Source organism: Lactococcus formosensis (genome assembly GCF_037892375.1).
GTDB classification, from domain to species: Bacteria; Bacillota; Bacilli; order Lactobacillales; family Streptococcaceae; genus Lactococcus; species Lactococcus formosensis.
The window spans coordinates 122,823-142,917 of sequence record NZ_CP141721.1; the positions used below are offsets into that span (position 1 = coordinate 122,823).

20 protein-coding genes and 1 tRNA gene are annotated in these 20,095 nt (G+C 37.8%); all 21 read right to left on the bottom strand.

Annotated features, from left to right (window positions below):
- Positions 1 to 151: 151 nt before the first annotated feature.
- The 21 genes from mraY to VNN39_RS00705 all read right to left on the bottom strand — a co-directional run bounded on the left by mraY (position 152) and on the right by VNN39_RS00705 (position 20,086).
- On the bottom strand, positions 152 to 1,144 hold the full coding sequence (gene mraY, locus VNN39_RS00605; protein WP_338997677.1) for a phospho-N-acetylmuramoyl-pentapeptide-transferase: 993 nt from the start codon (positions 1,142 to 1,144) through the stop codon (positions 152 to 154).
- Between the two features lie 87 nt (positions 1,145 to 1,231).
- Positions 1,232 to 3,526: a penicillin-binding transpeptidase domain-containing protein gene (locus VNN39_RS00610; protein ID WP_338997678.1), complete on the bottom strand. Its 2,295-nt coding sequence runs from the start codon at positions 3,524 to 3,526 to the stop codon at positions 1,232 to 1,234.
- Positions 3,523 to 3,903: a cell division protein FtsL gene (locus VNN39_RS00615; RefSeq protein WP_017369020.1), complete on the bottom strand. Its 381-nt coding sequence runs from the start codon at positions 3,901 to 3,903 to the stop codon at positions 3,523 to 3,525. The genes VNN39_RS00610 and VNN39_RS00615 overlap by 4 nt, the downstream gene beginning before the upstream one ends.
- 32 nt (positions 3,904 to 3,935) lie before the next feature.
- The gene (rsmH, locus tag VNN39_RS00620) at positions 3,936 to 4,877 is read right to left on the bottom strand and encodes a 16S rRNA (cytosine(1402)-N(4))-methyltransferase RsmH (protein ID WP_338997679.1); all 942 of its coding nucleotides are present in this window, start codon (positions 4,875 to 4,877) and stop codon (positions 3,936 to 3,938) included.
- 119 nt (positions 4,878 to 4,996) lie between these two features.
- Positions 4,997 to 6,166, bottom strand: a complete 1,170-nt coding sequence (locus VNN39_RS00625; protein ID WP_213495364.1) for a peptidoglycan bridge formation glycyltransferase FemA/FemB family protein — start codon at positions 6,164 to 6,166, stop codon at positions 4,997 to 4,999.
- 60 nt (positions 6,167 to 6,226) lie between these two features.
- Positions 6,227 to 6,298 (bottom strand) — tRNA-Gln (locus VNN39_RS00630).
- A gap of 89 nt (positions 6,299 to 6,387) precedes the next feature.
- Positions 6,388 to 6,591 (bottom strand): DUF2969 domain-containing protein, encoded by a 204-nt coding sequence (locus VNN39_RS00635; protein WP_004258597.1) that lies wholly within the window; start codon positions 6,589 to 6,591, stop codon positions 6,388 to 6,390.
- Positions 6,592 to 6,788: 197 nt separating this feature from the next.
- Complete coding sequence (trxA, locus tag VNN39_RS00640; RefSeq protein ID WP_017369017.1) at positions 6,789 to 7,103, bottom strand: thioredoxin; 315 nt, start codon at positions 7,101 to 7,103, stop codon at positions 6,789 to 6,791.
- Between the two features lie 86 nt (positions 7,104 to 7,189).
- Positions 7,190 to 9,526 carry an endonuclease MutS2 gene (locus VNN39_RS00645; RefSeq protein WP_338997680.1) on the bottom strand — a complete coding sequence of 779 codons (2,337 nt, stop codon included), beginning with the start codon at positions 9,524 to 9,526 and terminating at the stop codon, positions 7,190 to 7,192.
- Between the two features lie 5 nt (positions 9,527 to 9,531).
- Positions 9,532 to 10,086 carry a CvpA family protein gene (locus VNN39_RS00650; RefSeq protein ID WP_017369015.1) on the bottom strand — a complete coding sequence of 185 codons (555 nt, stop codon included), beginning with the start codon at positions 10,084 to 10,086 and terminating at the stop codon, positions 9,532 to 9,534.
- 60 nt (positions 10,087 to 10,146) lie between these two features.
- A complete protein-coding gene (locus VNN39_RS00655; RefSeq protein ID WP_017369014.1) occupies positions 10,147 to 11,127 on the bottom strand; it encodes an NAD(P)/FAD-dependent oxidoreductase in 981 nt (326 codons plus the stop codon).
- Positions 11,128 to 11,226: 99 nt separating this feature from the next.
- On the bottom strand, positions 11,227 to 12,273 hold the full coding sequence (locus tag VNN39_RS00660; protein WP_338997681.1) for a peptidoglycan bridge formation glycyltransferase FemA/FemB family protein: 1,047 nt from the start codon (positions 12,271 to 12,273) through the stop codon (positions 11,227 to 11,229).
- Complete coding sequence (locus tag VNN39_RS00665) at positions 12,273 to 13,490, bottom strand: aminoacyltransferase (protein WP_338997682.1); 1,218 nt, start codon at positions 13,488 to 13,490, stop codon at positions 12,273 to 12,275. The genes VNN39_RS00660 and VNN39_RS00665 overlap by 1 nt, the downstream gene beginning before the upstream one ends.
- Before the next feature lie 57 nt (positions 13,491 to 13,547).
- The gene (locus VNN39_RS00670) at positions 13,548 to 14,507 is read right to left on the bottom strand and encodes a DUF805 domain-containing protein (RefSeq protein WP_338997683.1); all 960 of its coding nucleotides are present in this window, start codon (positions 14,505 to 14,507) and stop codon (positions 13,548 to 13,550) included.
- A 7-nt stretch (positions 14,508 to 14,514) separates the two neighbouring features.
- Positions 14,515 to 16,179: a DNA repair protein RecN gene (gene recN / locus VNN39_RS00675; RefSeq protein ID WP_017369010.1), complete on the bottom strand. Its 1,665-nt coding sequence runs from the start codon at positions 16,177 to 16,179 to the stop codon at positions 14,515 to 14,517.
- A gap of 11 nt (positions 16,180 to 16,190) precedes the next feature.
- On the bottom strand, positions 16,191 to 16,637 hold the full coding sequence (locus VNN39_RS00680) for an arginine repressor (protein ID WP_017369009.1): 447 nt from the start codon (positions 16,635 to 16,637) through the stop codon (positions 16,191 to 16,193).
- Positions 16,634 to 17,443 (bottom strand): TlyA family RNA methyltransferase, encoded by an 810-nt coding sequence (locus tag VNN39_RS00685; protein WP_017369008.1) that lies wholly within the window; start codon positions 17,441 to 17,443, stop codon positions 16,634 to 16,636. Before VNN39_RS00685 ends, VNN39_RS00680 begins: the two co-directional genes overlap by 4 nt.
- Positions 17,440 to 18,291, bottom strand: coding sequence for a polyprenyl synthetase family protein (locus tag VNN39_RS00690; RefSeq protein ID WP_338997684.1), 852 nt, complete (start codon positions 18,289 to 18,291; stop codon positions 17,440 to 17,442). The genes VNN39_RS00685 and VNN39_RS00690 overlap by 4 nt, the downstream gene beginning before the upstream one ends.
- Positions 18,292 to 18,415: 124 nt before the next feature.
- On the bottom strand, positions 18,416 to 18,592 hold the full coding sequence (locus VNN39_RS00695) for a hypothetical protein (RefSeq protein WP_165711324.1): 177 nt from the start codon (positions 18,590 to 18,592) through the stop codon (positions 18,416 to 18,418).
- Positions 18,593 to 18,714: 122 nt separating this feature from the next.
- Complete coding sequence (locus VNN39_RS00700; RefSeq protein ID WP_339007123.1) at positions 18,715 to 19,758, bottom strand: glycerate kinase; 1,044 nt, start codon at positions 19,756 to 19,758, stop codon at positions 18,715 to 18,717.
- A 103-nt stretch (positions 19,759 to 19,861) separates the two neighbouring features.
- Positions 19,862 to 20,086, bottom strand: coding sequence for an exodeoxyribonuclease VII small subunit (locus VNN39_RS00705; protein WP_014024456.1), 225 nt, complete (start codon positions 20,084 to 20,086; stop codon positions 19,862 to 19,864).
- Positions 20,087 to 20,095 lie beyond the last annotated feature (9 nt).

Genomic DNA, 20,095 nt, shown 5'->3' on the forward strand with positions numbered 1-20,095 from the left:
AAACTACTTCATTTTCTCCGCCCACTCGTAGTTACAAATAAATCAAAAGGAGGCCAACTCCTTTTTTAAAATAATTAAAATTATACAATTACAATCTTAAAATGTACTCAACTTAAATTGCGAACAAAAAAAGAGGAAATTCTTCCTCTTTTTATATATTAAAATAAATGACTAAAGCTAAGATAGACAAAAGTGCTGTGACACACCAAAAGACAATATCAATCTTCCACTCACTCCAACCTTTTCCTTTACCAGAGAATCCCCCAAGTTCAAAATGATGGTAAATCGGCGTCATACGGAAAATACGTTTACCATGTGTTACTTTAAAGTACGAAACCTGCATCATAACAGAAACGGTTTCTAAGATATAGATAAAGCCAATCAAAAGGAGCGTCCATTCGACATGTAAAAGAATCGAAACGATGGCGATAAAACCTCCTAAGCCAAGGCTTCCCACATCCCCCATAAAGATTTTTGCTGGTTTGTGATTGAAGAAAAAGAAAGCAATCAAACCACCAATGACAGATAGGATGATCAGTAGGACATCATATCGTCCTTGAGCAGCTGCAATTACAGCATATGCGCTGAGAGAGATAGCCACTGTGATACTGGCTAAGCCATCAATACCATCTGTAAGATTCACGGCATTTGACCAACCTACAAGCCAGAAGATAATGAAAACTGCAAAGAACCAGCCTAAATCAATTTTCCAACCCAAGATATTAAGTACATTTGTACTATCCACCTGCATCAGGATAAGATAAGAAACAATACCTGTGGCTATTTGGGCTAAGAGTTTATGACTGGCTTTAAGCCCGCCATGATTTTTTTGGCTAAAGATTTTCATGAAGTCATCTAAGAAACCAATCAGAGAGTACATCGCTAATACCCACCATGCTGTGATGAACATAGGAGTAAATTGTGCAAAAATCAGAGCAAATACCGCTGAAACTAGGAGGGCAGCAACTACAAATACGAGACCTCCCATGGTTGGTGTGCCTGACTTACTTGCATGTTGTTTTACTTCTTCAAGAGTGGGTTGTCCCCCAAGTTTTTTCTTATGAAAAAACATAATAAAGCGTGGTATTCCAATTGCGGTCAAAACCAACGCGACTAGAGCTGCTAAAAATGCAGTGATTAACATAGTGCCTCCGACTGTTACTTAGAAACTTTGTTTCCTTTATTTATAGAGCTTACTCAGCTCAAAATTGAAAGAGGCGAAAATTTTCGCCTAATTCATTGTGACTGTGATTGTTTGATTGTCTTTAAGCTTGGTTCCCATTCCCACACTTTGTGTGTTCACATGGTCGCCAGAACCTTGATATTCAATTTTCAGATTGTACCATTTTGCGAGTTGTTCAACTTGTTCTTTAGACCATTTAAACATATCTGGCATGATATGATCGCCATCAGTAAGAAGCATGACAGGGGTGTTTGCCCCCACTTCTTGCCCCTTTGGCACAGATTGTTTGGTTACCTTTGTACCTTGACCAATCACAATCGGTGCTAAAAGATTACGACGTAAACTATCTGAAACATTACCTGGAGCCTTACCTTCGTAATTTTCGAGAGTAACTTTTCCAGCTTTCAATCCTGACGTATCTTGCGGTGATGCTTCTTGGTTCTTGATTTGCTCTGCGCGTGTAATTAAAGGGTTAGCAACGTCTGAGATATAAGTCAGTGACCAAGTGCTTGCTGGAATTTTGATGTTCATATAGAAAATAAAATCTGGATTTTCTGGTGGATACATGGCTACTGCAGAATAAATATTATCCTGCATCCCCTTCATGTAGCCACCTGTATCTGCCGCAATCTGTGCTGTACCTGTTTTGACTGCCATTGTCTTTCCGTTAACCATGAAGAGCGGGCCTGGTTCATGCCCTTGCGATTCCACTGTCAGATAAGATGTTCCCCATGTTGGATCAGTATTAACACCTACCATCAGTTCCTTCGTTTTATTTATTGCATCTTCGGAAACTGGACGGCCAACAACTTCCGCCTGACTTTCAAGATAAGTATTTTTATCTTTATCTACAATCTTACTCACAACGTGAGGTTCAAGCATTTCACCCTTATTCGCAAAGCTTGTCCAACCACGTAGAAGTTGAATTTGTGTCGTACTGATACCTTGTCCAAATGAAGACTGGATTTGAGATACTGGGTTATCGTCAGGAAGAGCACCAAACTGTTCTCCCCCCATCCCAATACGGGTTGGAACACCGAACTTAAAGCGGCGTAAGTAGCTGTCCCAGAGATCACTCCCCATATTTTGAACAATCCGTGTCATTCCAGCATTACTGGACATCATGAATCCTTGAGCAAAAGTAACTGTTGATGGAAGTTTAAAAGTCCCATCTTCGCTTTCATTAGCATCCCAGTCATTAATGACGACATCATAGAGATTGACACGGCGGTAGTAAGAGGCATTCAAGTCTACTTTATTGCTATCCAAAGCTGAAGCCATCAGGAAAGTTTTCATAACAGATCCAGGCTCAAATTGTGACTGGTAAAGCATGCTGTTCTCTGTGAAATGTGGCTGTTCGCGTGCTGCTTTATCATTAAAGTTATCAGCAGTAATTGTTGGACGCTGCGTGGTAGCCAAGATGTTACCTGTGTGTGCATCCATCAGTGTGGCAGAAAGTTGCTGACCACCAGACTTTTCTACAGCTGTATTCATGAGTGATTCAAGATTCCCTTGTAAACGGGCATCTAAAGTTGTATAAAGATCTTGACCATTTTTTACTTGTTTACTTACAGTTGTTGTACCAGGTAACGGACGACCATAACGGTCTTTCTCATAAGTTTCCTCACCATTTGTACCGCTAAGTATATCATTAAATGATGCTTCTAGCCCATTGATTCCAACTAAACCTGAGGCAGAATCACCTGGTGTTTTCAAAGAGGCTATACCTACAAATTGTGAAGCATAATTTGGTTCTGGATAAGAACGTGTTAAGTTAGGTGTGAAGCCAATTCCTACTAAGCCAGCATTCTCTGCATCTTTTTTTATCTTTTCCATCTTAGCGAGAGGAATCTTAGTTCCTGCTGAGCCAAATTGGACTTGAGCTTTTCCAGAATTGAGTTGTTGCTCAATCAAATCCTTGTCAATTTTTAACTCTTTATTAAGAAATTCTGTGACCTTTGGAAAGTCAGCCTTATCAACATAAAGTTTATTGTTGTTATTATCAACTTGTGTCTTATCGAGTACAGCATAAATTGTGTAATCACTTGCATCAACTGCAAGTGGCACACCATTCCGGTCGAAAATTGTGCCTCGTTTAGCATACACAGTTGTTGTGTTTAAATAGTTTGTCTTAGCCATTTCGGAGATGTTCACACCACCGATTTGATTCACTGTAATAATCCAGACAAAGCGAAATATAAAAATCGCAAACAGAGCAATAGCTACTACAAATAGACTTTTACCTACACGTTTACGATTTTGTTCAGGTCTTTGATGACTTTTTTTCGCTTTTTTCGAAATACGTCTGAAAGGGAGAGTAATTATTCGAAAAATATTTTTCATTTTGTCGCTTTCAATACATTATCAGAATTATAAGAGATACCATACTTATCCGTAACTTTTTGTAATTTGTCTTGGGATGTTAACTCCTGAATTTTCTGGTCATACTCAGAATTTTTTTGCTCTTTAACAGTAATTTCACTGTTATGGTGCAATGTACTACTTTCAATTTCCTGTGTTTTAGTTTGAATGAAGAGTTGGGTAACCGCAAGCATCAACGCTACAACGACCATCGAAAGATAGAATACTTTTTCAACCCCAGAAAACTTTTTGAACTTTTTAGCCAAAACTTCTGGTGCTAATGAGTCTTTTGAAATTGCATAGCTATCTTTTTTGGCTGCTGTTTCAATATCAAAATATTCTTTAGGTTGTGCTGCCATATTTTTCTCCCTTCTCTCCTTTTTCATCAGTTTTAATCTTTTTGTTTTTCGGCCACACGAAGTTTGGCACTGTGCGCTCTGTTGTTAAAAGCAAGTTCTTCTTCACTCGCAAGAACAGGTTTACGATTGACTAACTTGAGCTTTGCTTCCATATCTTTTGGAATCATAGGAAGTCCTTTCGGCACATCAACTGTGCTGTATTCTTTAAAAATTGTTTTGGTTAAACGATCTTCTAAAGAGTGGAAAGTAATCACACTGATTCGTCCAGAAACATTTAGCAAATCAATTGCTTCTTCTATTGATTCTTCAGCTGCTCCAAGTTCGTCATTTACTTCGATTCGGATAGCTTGAAAAATACGCTTCGCAGGATGGCCTTTTTTCTTAAGCTCTTTTTGCGGAAGTGCTGACTTAATGATGTCTGCCAGCTCTGTTGTCTTTTCAATTGGTCCAAGCTTACGTGCTTGCTCAATTTTTCTAGCAATTTGCTTTGAAAATTTTTCTTCGCCATAGCGGTAAAAGATACGGACCAAATCCTCATAAGGATAGTCATTTACAACTTCATATGCAGAAAGTGCTTGAGATTGATCCATTCTCATGTCTAAACGTGCTTCTTTCTTATAGGAGAAACCACGTTGGCTGTCATCAAACTGTGGGCTCGACACACCTAAGTCATAAAGAATACCATCAATTTTTGTAACCCCTAAGTCTGCAAGACTTGAACGTAAGTAGCGGAAGTTACTCTTTATCAATGTCACCTTGTCTTCTGCCAAAGGTGCTTTAAGGCGAACCTTTGCATTCTCGTGGGCAGTATCATCTTGATCAAATGAGTAGAGATGACCTGTTGTCAACTTACTCAAGAGATATTCACTGTGTCCTGCACCACCAAGGGTTGCATCCACATAGATGCCATCAGGTTTTACCTCAAGCATATCAACAGTTTCGTGTAGCATTACAGTATCATGCTTGAATTCCATGTTTACAAGTTTACAGGCGAAAAACGCCATCCTTCCCTAATAGCTAATATTCATTATAACATTTTTCTCAAAAATGTATAGTGGTTTACAATATATTGTAAACTTTTTTTCTCTTGTTCTTAATGTTTAGTTTTTCGACGCATATACATGGCATTAGCCATTTTATAGAGAAGTTTACTTACAGCGAGATCAAATTCGCCTACATATTCTTCAATCCGTGGATTAAAGTGCTTTTTAAACTTCAATAATCCATCGTTCTCTGAAAGGGAATTTTCAAGCCCACCCATATTCAAGGTCTTTGCTCCATTTTCAAAAGCATGTTGAATCGTTTCAAGCCATACTAAATAAGAGGGATAGTATTTTTGGAATGCTGTATCTGTCCCAGCATAAAGGGTTTCAGCAGCGCCAAAAGCATTGATAGATAAAGTTCCTGCTACCGGAATAATCTCTCCTTTTTCTGCGATAAACTGCGTAATATCCGCAACGTTTTTCTCAGCAATAGCAAGTTCTTCAGTTAAAGTTTTTAAGCGTTTTTCATTTTTGGCTTTTGCTTGATTATCTTTAATCTTTTCAACATTAGCTTCCATATCTTTTTTTACTTTAGCCATATTAAATTTTACTAAGGTAATAAAAGCATCTGAGCCATAAGTGTCCAAAAGTTTTGTATAATAATCAGCATTACGAAGACTTACATTTTTACGTGCTTCTGTCTTCTTCATCAATTCAGCAAAAACAGGAACTAACTCCTTTCCACCAAAAGTTACTTCTGGGTAAGAATTACGTGCTTTACGAATAAATTGACGTGTTTTTTTATCTAGATTTTCTTCTGCAAAATCTTCTTTATAAATGACAGCATTGTAACGAGGCTGAATCGTATCATGCATTTCTGTAGTACGTCCAGTATACTCAACACCAGCACTTGTTAAATTTGTCAGAAGATCATATGCATCGTCAAATTTATAAGCAGGATCAAACTTGATAAAAAGTGCTTTTTGACTTTTACCAAATTTTTTCAATTCTAACAGAACAAACTTTAATAAAGCTTTATCTGTATAATCCATCAAAATTCCACGTGGAATATAAAGCATTGTGAATCCCAAGGGAAGTGGACGAATCAAGACCAAGCAACTTGCAACGAGCTTATCGTCTTGATAAAATCCGATGATTTCTGATTTCCAACTGCTTTTGATTGTCCCCCATTTTGAGGTTTGTAAAAGGTTTGGCATGCCAGAGGCAGCAACAAACTTGTCATGTAGATGAGGATCGAGTCCAATTTTTACTGTGTACATATCTCTATTCTATCAAAAATTATTAAAAAAAACAGGCTCAGTTTGAACCTGTTTGACCAACTGGGGTAGCTGGATTCGAACCAACGCATGAGGGAGTCAAAGTCCCTTGCCTTACCGCTTGGCTATACCCCACTGTCTATCTTTCGACAACAGTAAATATTTTATCAAAATCATGAAAAGATTTCAAGGATTAACTCTATCCTCCAAGATAAAATATAAAATTAAGCACCTAAGTTATAGGCTTTGATTGCTTCTTCCATAGCATCCGCAAAATTACGAGTAACAGCAAGTTCTTTACCAGAAGCAACCACAACAAAACTACCATTTTCTTCATTAATATCAGCGATGATTTTTTTGCCTGATTTGACTTGAACACCTGTTTTTGTGTCAATAACTTCAATTTCTGTATCTTTTTTCTTAGACATCATCAGTCTCCTTTATCCTTCATATCTAGAGATTTTCATCTCAACTTTTCAATGATACCATTTTGCCGAGTTTTTGTCACGCTGTTTTTCCTTGTATGTATATCCCTTTTCAAATGCAATGCATCTTATTGTCAAACTTCTCAAATAATTTGAAACAAAAAAAAGAAATACCCATACAGGCATTCTTTTTTTATTTCTTATGAAAGTTCCGCAACGATTGCCTTCAGTTGTGCTTTTGTTTGAACACCGACAACTTGTTTCACCATTTGACCATCTTTAAAGAAAATTAAAGTTGGAATACTCATAACACCAAACGCTTGTGGTGTTGCAGGATTTTCATCAACGTCTAACTTACAAATTTTGAGTTCAGACTCATCAAGCTCTTCTCCCAATTGTTCAAGAATTGGTGCTTGCATACGACAAGGGCCACACCAAGTTGCCCAAAAATCTACAAGTACAAGTCCCTCTTTAATTTCTTCTTTAAATGTAGCATCAGTAATGTTATATTCCATTTTTCGTTCCTCGTTCTTTATTATGAGTACATTCTAGCGAATTTTTAGCTACTTTACAAATATTATGATTGTTTTTATATTTTGAGTCATTTCAAGGTTGCAATTGTTGCACCACTGCCACCAGCATTCATAGGAGCATACTCATAACTCTTAATATGACGATGTTTCTGTAGCTTCTTTTGGACCATTTCACGAATCACGCCCGTTCCTATACCATGAACAATTGTGATTTGCAGTAAATTGGCAAGCAGAGCCTGATCAATATAGTTGTCCAGCTCTAACTCTGCTTCTTCGTATCTCATACCACGTAAATCAAGCTGTGCTTTAACTTTATTGCTGACTTTCCGAGTTACTGATTTAGTTTTTGCAGGTTGGTTTCTAGCAATTTCTTCCTCTGTTAACTCAAATTCATCTTCTTGCAGTTTGGTCATTATTGATCCCATCTGCACTTGCCAACGTCCATCTTTTTCCAGACGAATAAGTTTTCCGCGTTGCCCATATGCTGTTACCAAAACTTCAGCCCCCTGTTTCAATCCGCGCTGTGCCTTGGCTTTCTTTAAAACTTTGTTTTTACTGTAATCAACAGATGGAACTAGATTTTCAAGCTCACTACGGGCTGCAATGATTTCGTGAGGTTTAAGCTGTGCTTTATCATTCAATGTTTTGAGAATTTCTTGAGCTTCTTGACTTGCCTTTTTCACGACTACTTGGGCTTCTTGTTTTGCTTTTTCTAGTTCAATCTCGCGCTCTCGATTAATTTGATTATAAACCTTGGTTAAGTCTTTATGAAGATTTATATTTTCTCGCTCTAACTTCTTAATATTTGCAGCTGCTTCTGTTACTTCACGCGTTTTTTCTTCTAAGCTCGCAATCATATGATTGACATCATGTTCTTCATCAGAAACCATATTACTAGCCTCTTGAATGATTTGGTCTGACAAACCTAAGCGCCGTGAAATTTCTAAAGCATTTGAACGACCTGGTACACCCAGCTGCAGACGGAAAACAGGCTGCATTTTGTCAATATCAAACTCCATGCTCGCATTAAGGACTTCAGGTGTTTCGACACCATATGCTTTAAGTTCTGGATAGTGTGTGCTCGCCATAGTTTTCACGTTTTTACCACGCAAATATTCTAAAATAGCAATAGCTAATGCGGCCCCTTCCTTAGGGTCCGTACCTGCGCCAAGCTCGTCAAAGAGTACCAATGAATTTTGATCCGCCTTGTCTAGAATAGAAACAATATTTGTCATATGGCTGGAGAAAGTCGAGAGACTTTGCTCAATGGATTGTTCATCCCCAATATCCGCAAAAATCTCATGAAAAACATGTGCACGACTGCCTGCACTTGTGAGAATAGGCAAGCCAGATTGAGCCATAATAGTGAGTAAGCCTACAGTTTTTAAGGTAATTGTTTTACCTCCAGTATTTGGCCCCGTAATTACAATCGTGTTTAAACTATTATCAAATTTGATATCATTGGCCACAACTACTTTTGGATCAATCAAGGGATGGCGTGCATCATAAAAACAAATATCTTTGTTTTGGGTCAACTCAGGAATACTGGCCTTATGCTTCAATAAGTAGTTATACTTGGCTCTAATCAAGTCGAGGTGACCTTGTAACCACGCATTCTGCCGGATATCTAAACTATAGGGTTTAAGTTCTTCACTGACAGCCCGAAAAATTCGAATCATTTCATTTTTTTCTTCGATTTTCTTTTGATTTAAATGATTGTTAAGCGAAACAGCAGCATTGGGTTCAATATAGAGCGTTTGCCCTGAGGCAGACATATCGTGTACTACACCAGCTATTTTATTTTTACTGTCTGCACGCACAGGCAAGACTTGGCGATCATTACGCACCGTGATTAAATTTTCAGTGAGAGAAGCAGCATTTTTAGACAAAAGTTCCTGCATCACCTTTTTAATATCTGACTGATAGCGCTTAATGGCTGAACGAATGTGCATAAGTTCAGCAGATGCATTGTCATAAAGTGAACCAGAGTTATCAAAAATTTCAAGTGTTTTATGTACAGGAGAAAGGTCTGAGAATTTTTGGATGAGTTCCTCAAGTGTTGGTATTTCAACATTCTCTGCTTCATCAAAATAACGCAGAATATTAAGCCCCTGTTGGACAACTTTTTTTATTTCAACAAACTCTCGCCCACTCAATTGAGCATCTAACTCTAAGCGACGTAAAATTTCACTGATATCTGCTGTTTTCGTAAGATGAATTTGTCCATTTTCTTGGGCTAATTTTTCAAACTCTGCTAATTCATCAAATAAGTTTTGAATTTTGCCGGTATCTGAGAGCGGCTCTAGTTCTTCCAACTCTTTTTTACCTTGGGCGGTTGTTAAAAAGGCCAAGAATTGCTCTTTGACCTTGTCAAATTCTAAAATTTGGATAATTTTTTTATTCATAAATTCTAAATATTACCTATTATATTCTCAATAAATATATTTTTCAGCATTCCTGAAGAAATCGGAGTATGGCTAACCATTAAGCGCACCACGGCTGAAGCGTTTAAATGGTTTTGAACAGTGGGCATTGGTACAAGCGCAAGTAGCGTAACGGCCATTTGTATACCAAAATAAGTTGCTCCGACCGCAAGAATACCTGCAATAATCTTTCCAGTATTTCCGAAGGGGTGCAAACGTGTGATGTGGATAAAAAGTCCAATTAAACGTATCACCACATAAGAAACCATGAAAATAATCATAAAAGCAAGACCAGCGTAGAAAGCATCATCAATTTGGAAAAGCAAGTTATTATCAAAAAAAAGTAAACGTGAGTCTGCTGTAGCGCTAGAGAAAGGTACCCACATTGTTAATTTTGAAGCAAGCTCTTTATAATTTAAAAAAGCAATAACTGCAGATATAATTATTCCCAAGCTATATAGAGCCTGTAAGACTAATCCTCTTGAGTAGCCAACCAGAAAGGCCCATATAAGTAATATTAAGATAAGTAAGTTAATAAGCATAATGTTTTCCTAAATTTCTGTAAATCGTTCGTTTACTACCCATTATACCTTATTTTCTCCTCATTTACCAAACAGGCTTGAAGAATGTCCTTTTTGTAAGCTATGGCTAAATTCAAGCTTCTGTGTCATATCGTTGATTGCTAGTACAGCTTCTCCAAAACCTACTGACATCAAGGGAGCTTTGCCTTCGTAATCACTAGCATCACCTGCTACATAGAGTCCTGCAATGTTTGTCTCTTGTTGTCGATTTGCTGTTATTCTTCCTCTACGGCTCAGTTCGAGTTCTTCATTTAAGTCAACATGATTTGTCATCATTCCGTAGTTTACTAATATTTTATCTACTTCTAAATGGCGTAGCTCATCTGATTTTACCCGTTGCAGCTTAAGTCCTTCTGTTGATAACTCCTGAGGAAGATAAGGTGTATGTATTTCAACTGTTGATTGTTCCAGCTCTGCTACTGTTAAAGCATGGGCTCGGAAAGAAGGACGACGATGAATGAGATGAACTTTGCTGGCAACTTTTTCCAACATAAGAGCCCAATCCAAGGCACTGTCTCCCCCCCCAAGAACCGCAACTTCTTTTTCACGATATTCCTCTAAATTTTGAATAAAGTAATTTAATCTTCCTAATGCGTGAAGTTCTTCTTCTTGCTCGAGATTAAGCTTACGCGGACTGAGCAAGCCAGAGCCTGTTGTTAACAATACTGCTTTCGAATGATGTGTACTTTTACTTGTTTGCAGTACAAAATGCTTATTTTCCTCTTCTTGGCTAATATTTTCAACTTTTTCATCTAAATACAGTTCATGTGGTACACGTGCAAGTTGTGCTAAAAGATTAGCCGTTAGATCTGCTCCTGAAATCTCCGGTAAACCTGCTATATCATATATCATTTTATCTGGATAAAGCGTTTGAGGTTGACCACCAGCTTCTTCAAGAGCTTCGATTATCTTGACAGTCATTCCACGCATCCCAGCGTAAAACCCGGCGTACAACCCAACAGGGCCAGCACCGATAATTGTTAAATCGTATAAAGTTTCCATGCCTTCATTATAGCAAAATTGTCAAAAGTTTTTTACATTTTAAATTCCATCCATCTTTAACACAAAAAACCGACGAAACGATTTCGTCAGCTTTTTAAGTTAAACACGCCCTAATATTTTTTTCATACCTTGAATAAGTTTGTATTTTACAGGCTGTGGATAATAAGAGAATTCCCCTACTTTTTGTGTGATGTAACCACCGAAATTTTGCTTAAATTTTAACACGCCATCACTGCCATCAAAGTTTCCTGAGATACCATAAAAATTATAGGTTTTCATCTGACGTTCAATTGCATGGAGCATGGCTGTATGCTGCATAAGGAAAGGGCCACCTAACTTTCCATAAGCGCCGTCAGATCCACCATAAAGGTAAAGAAATTCTTGGTTGACTTCAATAAAGACACCAGCTGCAATTGCCACTCCATCTTTATAAGTAATCAAAAATTCGATTTTATTGCCAAAAGCCTTATAAAGCTCTTGATAATAGGCCAAATCTTTGGTTGCAAAATGACGCTTTTCACCTGTGTTACCAATCAAACGTTCCACTTCAAAGAGTTCTTCATAAGTCGCTACCTTAACTGTAACCTCATTTTTTATCGCTTTTTTAACGTTACGTTTTGCGTTAGAGTTGTAACTCTTGAGAAGTTCTTCTTCACTGTGTATTTCAGAAAGAGCTTTGATGTATTGCCATTCGGCAACGGCATCCTGCTCTTCATAACCCACATGTCGACCATTGTAAGTTAAGCCAAGCTTTTTCATTTCTGAAATGAAAGACTCATTAGCTTCTTGAAGTTCTTGACCTTTGCTGTCATAAACCATATAGTCAACAGCTGGACGTATCTTCACTTCTAGAGCTTGCTGATTTTTCGCATATTTTTTCAATTCTTGAATAAAGCAGTTAAAGACCATCTGATCGAAGTTACCAATGGGTCCAAAGTTAATTTCTAACTTTGCTCCACCTGAAACAGAAACAGAAGTCATAAGTGCTGCCATTTTAATCTGGTCATTGACTTTTACAGCTAGGAAAATCGGTTTATAACCACGTTTTTCTAACATTTCTGCCATTTGTGGGGTTTGTAAAAATGACTCGGTTTTTTCAGCTGCAAAAGCTGCAAATTGTTCTTGTGAGATTTCTAAGAATTCCATTATTTTCTACCTAATAGTGTTTTTACCATGCTCAAAACTTTATGTTTAAATGGTTTGGGATAATAATTGAAATAACCAACTTTACGTACAACATAACCTGCAAAATTCTGTTTGAAGTGCAGAACGCCATCTGTACCGTCAAAAGTTCCAGCCACTCCAAAGAAGTTATAGCTTTTCACACCTTTATCTAAGGTTTTTTTCATCACGTAATGCTGAATAGCAAAAGGTGCATATAATTTCTTAAAGGCTTCGTACGAACCACTAAACAGATAGATGGTTTCACTTGCACCGTAGATAAAGAGCGATCCCGCTAAGATAATATCTTCTCGGCCATGTTGAGCAATAAATTCACGCGCTTCTGCTAAACGAACTTTTTGAGTTTCTAGCTGGCTTTCTAACTCTTTGCGTTTACCTTCTTTTTTCGTTTTTTCAATCTGTCCAGAAAGTTTATCCATTTGAGCTAAAATTGCCGCTTCATAGTCTGCGAAGTTAATCTCAGCCACTAAAAACTCTGCTTTATCACCAAAAGTTTTATAAAGACTTTGATAATAAGGCAAATCATGATCATCGTACCCACGGCGTTCCGACGTTTCCGAAGTAATCTTTTTGAACTTATCCAGTTCCTCATAAGCTAAAGGACGCACTCGAATTCCAAACTGCTGTGTTTTTTTGACAGAATATTGCCCATCTTTCGTATAAGATTTTAAAAGTTTTTTATCATCTGCTATATCAGAAAGATCTTTCACATAGTGCCATGTAGACTCGCCACGTTTGTTGTAACCAACTTCTAAGCCCGTATGTTTGTAGTTTAACTCCTGCATTGATTGAATAAACTGCTTGTTTTCATCTGTCAGTGTATTGCCTGTACTGTCAAACTCCTGGTAGTTTGTATTGGGAATGACTAAAAGTTCCAAGCCACCATGGTCTTTAACAAACTGACGTAATTCTTTGTAGAAAAACTTTTCTACATCTTCTTGGTACTCTTGGTAAATTGGGCCATACTGGATTTCGTAATGTTTTCCTCCAGTCATATTTTTTGCGCCTAAAAGAGCGGCCATTTCGATTTTATCTGATTGGACAGCCAATAAAGTTACTTCCCAGCCATTTGCCATCATTAGCTCTGCCATTTCAGGAGTTTGTAAAAAACTACCTTGGCTTACATTTTCATTGAATTGAGCGAATTCTTCAGCTGAAATTTCTCTTAATTTATAATTCAAAACATATCCTTATTTCTTTAGTGATTTTATTTATTATAGCAAAAAAGACTGAATATTTCAGCCTTTCCTTCTAAATAGAAGTGTTTTTTCCTCTTGTAAAAGTTGGTCTTTGTCTTGAACCAAAACAAAGAGGAGGATAATAGCGAAGACAAAATCAGCAAGGAAGAGAAGATAGTTGAACAATGTAAAATCATGAATCCCAAAGCTCGCAGCATCTACAGCATGGCTTATATTGCTCAATAAGAACAAGGACAAAGATACAAAAAAGATTAATCCAATCCCATAATTGCTTAAACCAGCATCACGTAAGCGACGAGTAAATAATGCAAGTGTGGGCAGTAGGAAGCCAACTCCAACAAGAAAGAGAAAGGCCAGCATCATCCATGTCGCAATAAATGCACCACCGAAGAGGACATTTTCAAAGAAATGAATCCCGACAAACATCACTCCTAACACTGCAAATACTAGAGCAAATATGAGCTGAACAAACCAAAAACTCAGACGGCTTGTTCTTCCTCTGAAAGAAAGATAGCCGAGAAAATAGTTTTTGATCGCTTGCAAAAAGTTCTCCTGACCGTTTTCTTCTATCCGTGCTTGACCATAAGTTGGCTCTAAAAACTCTGGTAAGTCAGCTGCTACTTGAGCAGCAGGAAGAGCATTCAAAATAAGAATAGCGAAGAAACCACCAAAAGGCGCTAAAAGTACAAAAATCAATTCCCAAGGAAGTCCAACATCCCGTAAACGGCGTACCGCCATGGCCAAGAAAGGACAAAATGCTATTAACCCGTAACATACCCATAAAGCAATGAAAAAATATGAAAATACAGACCACAAATCTGGTAAAACGTCACTTGATAAAAAATGGAACAAAGTGGCAAAGGCAAGTAGGATAACTGACACTAAAATATGACCTAACATTGCGAGCCAATAGTCTTTTCGACTGGTTCTTTCTTTAAAAGAAATATAGCCTAACCAAAATTTTTGATAGGATTGTTTGAACTCTTTCAAATTAAACATAATTTCCTCATTTCGTTAATAATCGTTTTGCTTGTGCCAGTGCTTCTACCGTTATGTCATCTCCGGCTAACATTTTGGCAACTTCTTCGACACGTTCTTCCAATTTCAATTTTCTTACTGTTGAAGTTGTAACATCATCTGTGGACGCCTTTTCAATATAAAATTGTGTATCAGCAATAGCTACAACCTGTGGTAGATGTGAGATAGCTAAAACTTGGCCTGCCTGGGCGATTTTATATATTTTTTGAGCAATGGCTTGGGCCACGCGTCCAGATACACCTGTGTCCACCTCATCGAACACTATTGATGTTTTATTTTCACGTCTTGAGAAGCTGGATTTAATAGCAAGCATCAAGCGGGAAAGTTCGCCTCCTGAAGCAGTTTTAGCCAAGGGTTTGAAGCCCTCACCTGGATTAGTTTGAATATAAAACTCTACTTGTTCATTACCCTTGCTTGAGAATTTTCCACTCTCAAACTGTACAGAAAAATCAGCTTTCTCCATATAAAGATCGGCAAGTTCCTTTTTAATATCTGTTTCTAATTCTTTCGCTATTGCATGACGTGCTGTGTTAAGATGTTCACTTGCAATTAATAATTCTGCTTGTGCCTCTTTTAGTGCTTCTTCAAGACTTTCGCTGTTTTCAGTTCCTCCCATCAAATCTGAGAGTTCAAGTTGGATTTTTTCCAAAGTTTTCAATACATCAGAAAGTTCTGGACCATACTTTTTACGTAAAGTATTCAAGGTGAGAATTCTCTCTTCGATTTGCAAAAGCTCTGTGGGATTGAACTCAATGCTCTCAATTGCTGTTGATAACTTAGTTGAAACCTCCTCTAGTAAGTAATAGGCATCCATCGTTTTATCAGACAAATCTTGATAATCTTGGTCGAACTCTGCAACATTTTCGAGTTCTGCCATGGCTGTACGTATCCCGCTCAAACTTGAAAAGTCGCCTTCTTCATCATCTAAAGCCAAATAAGCTGTATTTAAAGCATCTGCTATATTTTTAGCGTTATTCAGCTTATCACGGCGGTGCTGCAATTGCTCATCTTCTTTTAGGTCAATCTCGGCTGCTTCAATTTCTTCAACTTGAAACTGCAAGATTTCAATACGTTGGGCAAACTCTTGTTCGTTTTTTTGACGTGTTTCAAGTGCTTGACGCATCTTTTTATAATGCTCAAACTTAACTTGGTATTCTGCTTTAATTTGTTCAAAATTTTCATCACCAAACTCATCAAGAAGACGAAGATGGTGTTTAGCATTCATTAATTCTTGATTATCATGTTGCCCATGAATATCCACCAAAAGCTCGCCGATTTCCCGTAAGGTTGTCAGATTCACCATCTGCCCATTCACCCGACAAACAGAGCGACCATTAGCAAAAATATCACGGCGTAAAATGAGCTCCGTACTTCTTTCAAGACCCAAGCTTTCTAACTTTTGATCCAACTCCGCATTTTCTCCTGCAAAAAATAGACCTTCAATTTCGGCCTTATCTTTACCTGTACGGACAAAATCACTAGAGCTACGCCCTCCGAGCAAAAGACCCATAGCATCAATAATGATTGATTTACCAGCACCGGTTTCCCCAGTTAAAATAGTCATCCCACTTTCAAAAGAAAGGTGAATCTCTTCAATAATCGCAAAGTTCTTGATAGAAATTTCTTGTAGCATACTTTATCCTTTTATAAACTTAATTCGTCATAAACGGTATTTGCTTGCCGTCTTGTTTCACAAATGATTAAAATGCTGTCATCATCCGTCATAATAGAAAAAATCTTCTTGTCATAGCGATTGATGAGGCTTTTTTTAATCACACTGGTAGTCCCTGGTTTAGCAATGATTGAAATCATATTATCGTGAATTTTTAATTCTAATATGGCCTCATTGGCTAACTCATTATGCAGAAGATCTTTCTGTTCTTCATCATGTTGCTGAGGTAATGCATAGCGATAACCTCCACGACTTCCAGGAATTTTAATCAGAGCAAGTGACTTAATATCACGGGAAACTGTGGCTTGTGTCACATCAATATCATTAGCCAAAAGCTCTTGGACAAGCTCATCTTGTGTTTGTACTTCTTTAGTTGTGATGAGGCTTGAAATAAAATCAAGGCGTTCTTCTCTTCTCATACTAATGTTTCCTTTTCTGTTTGGAGTACAGCTTCAATATCAACAAGAGGCGCCACTGTAGCTGTTTCTTCTTTTTTTAAGTGTACTAGAAATTCAACATTTCCTGCACCACCTTTAATTGGTGAAAAGGTAAGATTTTTGACTGAAAATCCAGTACTCAAAGCTTTTTGAATCACTTTGTCAATCGTTTGTTTATGAACCTTTGGATCTTTAATGATACCATTTTTCCCCACTTGCTCACGACCAGCTTCAAACTGAGGCTTGATCAAAGCGGCCACATCTCCCTCTTTAGCTAAAATATCAAACAAGGGAGGTAAAATCAAGTCAAGCGAGATAAAGCTCACATCAATCGAAGTAAACTCAGGTTGCCCTTGCGTAAAGTCATCTAAGACAGCCTTTCGGAAATTAAACTGCTCCATAACCACCACTCGCTCGTCTTTGCGAAGTTTCCATGCCAGTTGGTTTGTTCCGACATCGAGAGCATAGACACGTTTGGCGCCATTTTGTAGCATAACATCTGTAAATCCCCCTGTTGAAGCCCCAATATCCAAGCAGGTTTTATCTTCTACAGAAAGTCCGAACTCTAAGAGTGCTTTTTCTAACTTAAGTCCCCCACGACTCACATATTTTAGTTTTTCACCTTTGAGTCGAAGTTCAGTTGTTTCTTCTATCTTTTGTCCTGGTTTGTCAAAACGTTCTCCTGACTTAGCATCTACCACCAAACCAGCCATAACTCCTCGTTTCGCTTGTTCTCTTGTATCAAACAGGCCTTGATTTGCTGCTAAAACATCTACTCTTTCTTTCATTTTATTTCTAAACTTTCTATAATTTCGACAATTTCAGCACTTGAAGTTATCTGTGCCAAATCACTTTTCACGGCCGCCAATAATTCTTCTAAAGCTTCTTGAGCTCCTTTTAGTCCGAGCAAGGCCACATAGGTTGACTTTTCTTCTGCTTGGTCTTTTCCAGGTGTTTTTCCTATTTCTTCAAATGTTCCGGTAACATCAATAATATCGTCACGTATTTGGAAAGCCAAGCCAAGATTTTGACCAATTTCTCTTAGTTTTGCGATTACTGCTTCAGATTGCTCAGCGATAATTCCAGCAGCAACGAAAGGAAAGGTTAACATTCTTCCCGTTTTCAAATGATGAATTTCCTTTACTTGCTCTAGGGATAAGGTTTTTCCTTCACCATCCATATCTAAAATTTGCCCAGCAACCATGCCTAAAGCACCACTTGCAAAAGAAAGTTCTTTAACCAAGGAAACAACTATTGTCGCTGGTAAAGACGCATTGGCTAAAAGATAGTAGGGATCTAAAAAGAGCGCATCTCCCGCCAATATCGCTGTTGCTTCATCAAACTTTTTATGATTGGTGAGTTGCCCGCGGCGGTAATCATCATTATCCATCGCAGGTAAGTCATCATGAATCAAGCTCCCCGCATGAATCATCTCAACAGTTGATGCTACTTGATAATGTGCCGTTTCCAGTGTTACTCCTAGTGATTCTAACATCTTAAGGAACAAAAGCGGACGAATTCTTTTACCACCTGCTGCAAGTGAATAAATCACGGCATCTGCAAGATGTTGAGGAATATCAGCTTTTTTATAAAATTTTATCAGCTCTTGATTGAGCCTATTCATATCGGTAATCATTAGTTATATTATCCCATTTCACAGAAATAAAGTCCAATAGAAAATAGAGACTCTCTCTCATAAAGAAATTCTAAATATAAAAAAACGTTCTTTCAAATAAAGAACGTTTCTGTGCACTTCAGGATTACAAACCAAGCTGTCCTTTTAAGCCATCCACAAGCCCTTGAGCCTGTTCTTTCATATTTTCTGGAGCATATTTATCCACTTGCTCATCAATGACTTCTTCTGCTTTTTGTTTCATATCATCTGGCACATTTGAAGCCAGATCTTTTGCTTTATCTACAAGGTTATTTAGATCCATAATTTCTCCTTTTTTATAGTGTTATTATAACACAAGTGAAGTCAGGGTATTCAATGATTAGCTCCCCCTAATTTTACAAAAGACAGCTCGAAATTACGGTTCTTCAAACCTTATTCACAACCTCACTGTCCATAACACCACAGTTTAAGAACATTTTGAGCTAAAAGTTTAATATTTTTTAGAGCCACTTCTTTTTTCATTGCTTCTTCTAAAGGAAGCACTTTTCTCTGAATACTATAGCTTGCGAGCAGAACCCGATTCATCTCACCTAAATTCTCTGATAGACTACCACAGAAAGCGATTGTGGGGACATCATATTTCTCACCCAGCTTTGCTATCCCAAACGGAACTTTGCCTTTGGCTGTTTGAAAATCCATCTGTCCTTCGCCTGTAATAATCAGATCAGCCGTTTTGATCGTTTCCTCAATCTTTAAAAGCTCAGCTATTTTACCAAAGCCTGACTCAAGTTCCCCTCCTAGCAAGATAAGAGCACCACCTAAGCCCCCAGCTGCGCCTGTCCCTGGAATTTTTTGTAAATCAATCTTCCTCTCTTTTTTTATCTTTTCAACAAAAGCTTGTGCTGTCCTGTCCTGTTGTTCCAGAATTTCAGCGGTGCCACCTTTTTGCTTTCCAAAAACTTTGGCATATCCTTCGGCGCCAGCATAAACATTAGTAACATCTGCTAAACCTGTAATTTTTATCGACGAAAAATCTTCAGTTTCTACAGCTTCCAAAAGTCCCAGTCCACCATCAGAGGTTCCGCTCCCTCCCATGCTTAAAATAATCTCAGTCGCTCCTCTTTTTTTAGCATCAAGAAATAAAGCGCCAAGTCCGAAAGTAGTGGCTTCTTGGATTGTCTTTTCGTTTGGTTTAATTTTATTGATGCCAACAACTTCAGCTGCCTCAATCACAGCCAGACGCTCGTCGATGAGCAAATAGGAAGCACGCATGGGACGTTGCATTAAATCAACTGTTTTAACATTAATAAGATTCCCACCTAAACCAGATTGAAGAGCAGACACACTTCCTTCGCCCCCATCAGCAATTTCAAACGTCTCAATATTGATTTTGGGAAATGCAGCTAAAATTCCAGTTTTTACTGCCTGATTCAACTCAGCACTCGTGGCTGATCCCTTGAAAGAATCTATTGCTACTACAACTTTCATATTTTTCCTCACTTTTACTTACTAGTGTTATTATAGCACCAAACCATTGCGTAAAAAATAAATTCAGAAAGCCGTAACAAAAAAGATTGCTTAGGCAATCTTTTTATTCTCCTAAAAATTCACTCTCAGATCCGTCTTTTCCGACGATTTTTACCAGTGTTTTTTCGGCTTCATTTAATGTTGTTTTGAGTTTTTCAGAAAGGAGCATTCCTTTTTGAAATTCAGAGATGGCATCTTCTAGAGCCACATCTCCGCTTTCTAGTTTTTTTACAATTGTTTCGAGTTCTGCTAAATTTTCTTCAAATTTTGCTTCTTTTTTTGTTGCCATATGTATCCT

What these genes read in the sequence shown, in the direction of transcription:
- mraY (WP_338997677.1), bottom strand. Translation starts at nt 1,144, where the DNA reads ATGTTAATCACTGCATTTTTAGCAGCTCTAGTCGCGTTGGTTTTGACC.
- VNN39_RS00610 (WP_338997678.1), bottom strand. Translation starts at nt 3,526, where the DNA reads ATGAAAAATATTTTTCGAATAATTACTCTCCCTTTCAGACGTATTTCG.
- VNN39_RS00615 (WP_017369020.1), bottom strand. Translation starts at nt 3,903, where the DNA reads ATGGCAGCACAACCTAAAGAATATTTTGATATTGAAACAGCAGCCAAA.
- rsmH (WP_338997679.1), bottom strand. Translation starts at nt 4,877, where the DNA reads ATGGAATTCAAGCATGATACTGTAATGCTACACGAAACTGTTGATATG.
- VNN39_RS00625 (WP_213495364.1), bottom strand. Translation starts at nt 6,166, where the DNA reads ATGTACACAGTAAAAATTGGACTCGATCCTCATCTACATGACAAGTTT.
- VNN39_RS00635 (WP_004258597.1), bottom strand. Translation starts at nt 6,591, where the DNA reads ATGTCTAAGAAAAAAGATACAGAAATTGAAGTTATTGACACAAAAACA.
- trxA (WP_017369017.1), bottom strand. Translation starts at nt 7,103, where the DNA reads ATGGAATATAACATTACTGATGCTACATTTAAAGAAGAAATTAAAGAG.
- VNN39_RS00645 (WP_338997680.1), bottom strand. Translation starts at nt 9,526, where the DNA reads ATGAATAAAAAAATTATCCAAATTTTAGAATTTGACAAGGTCAAAGAG.
- VNN39_RS00650 (WP_017369015.1), bottom strand. Translation starts at nt 10,086, where the DNA reads ATGCTTATTAACTTACTTATCTTAATATTACTTATATGGGCCTTTCTG.
- VNN39_RS00655 (WP_017369014.1), bottom strand. Translation starts at nt 11,127, where the DNA reads ATGGAAACTTTATACGATTTAACAATTATCGGTGCTGGCCCTGTTGGG.
- VNN39_RS00660 (WP_338997681.1), bottom strand. Translation starts at nt 12,273, where the DNA reads ATGGAATTCTTAGAAATCTCACAAGAACAATTTGCAGCTTTTGCAGCT.
- VNN39_RS00670 (WP_338997683.1), bottom strand. Translation starts at nt 14,507, where the DNA reads ATGTTTAATTTGAAAGAGTTCAAACAATCCTATCAAAAATTTTGGTTA.
- recN (WP_017369010.1), bottom strand. Translation starts at nt 16,179, where the DNA reads ATGCTACAAGAAATTTCTATCAAGAACTTTGCGATTATTGAAGAGATT.
- VNN39_RS00680 (WP_017369009.1), bottom strand. Translation starts at nt 16,637, where the DNA reads ATGAGAAGAGAAGAACGCCTTGATTTTATTTCAAGCCTCATCACAACT.
- VNN39_RS00685 (WP_017369008.1), bottom strand. Translation starts at nt 17,443, where the DNA reads ATGAAAGAAAGAGTAGATGTTTTAGCAGCAAATCAAGGCCTGTTTGAT.
- VNN39_RS00690 (WP_338997684.1), bottom strand. Translation starts at nt 18,291, where the DNA reads ATGATTACCGATATGAATAGGCTCAATCAAGAGCTGATAAAATTTTAT.
- VNN39_RS00695 (WP_165711324.1), bottom strand. Translation starts at nt 18,592, where the DNA reads ATGGATCTAAATAACCTTGTAGATAAAGCAAAAGATCTGGCTTCAAAT.
- VNN39_RS00700 (WP_339007123.1), bottom strand. Translation starts at nt 19,758, where the DNA reads ATGAAAGTTGTAGTAGCAATAGATTCTTTCAAGGGATCAGCCACGAGT.
- VNN39_RS00705 (WP_014024456.1), bottom strand. Translation starts at nt 20,086, where the DNA reads ATGGCAACAAAAAAAGAAGCAAAATTTGAAGAAAATTTAGCAGAACTC.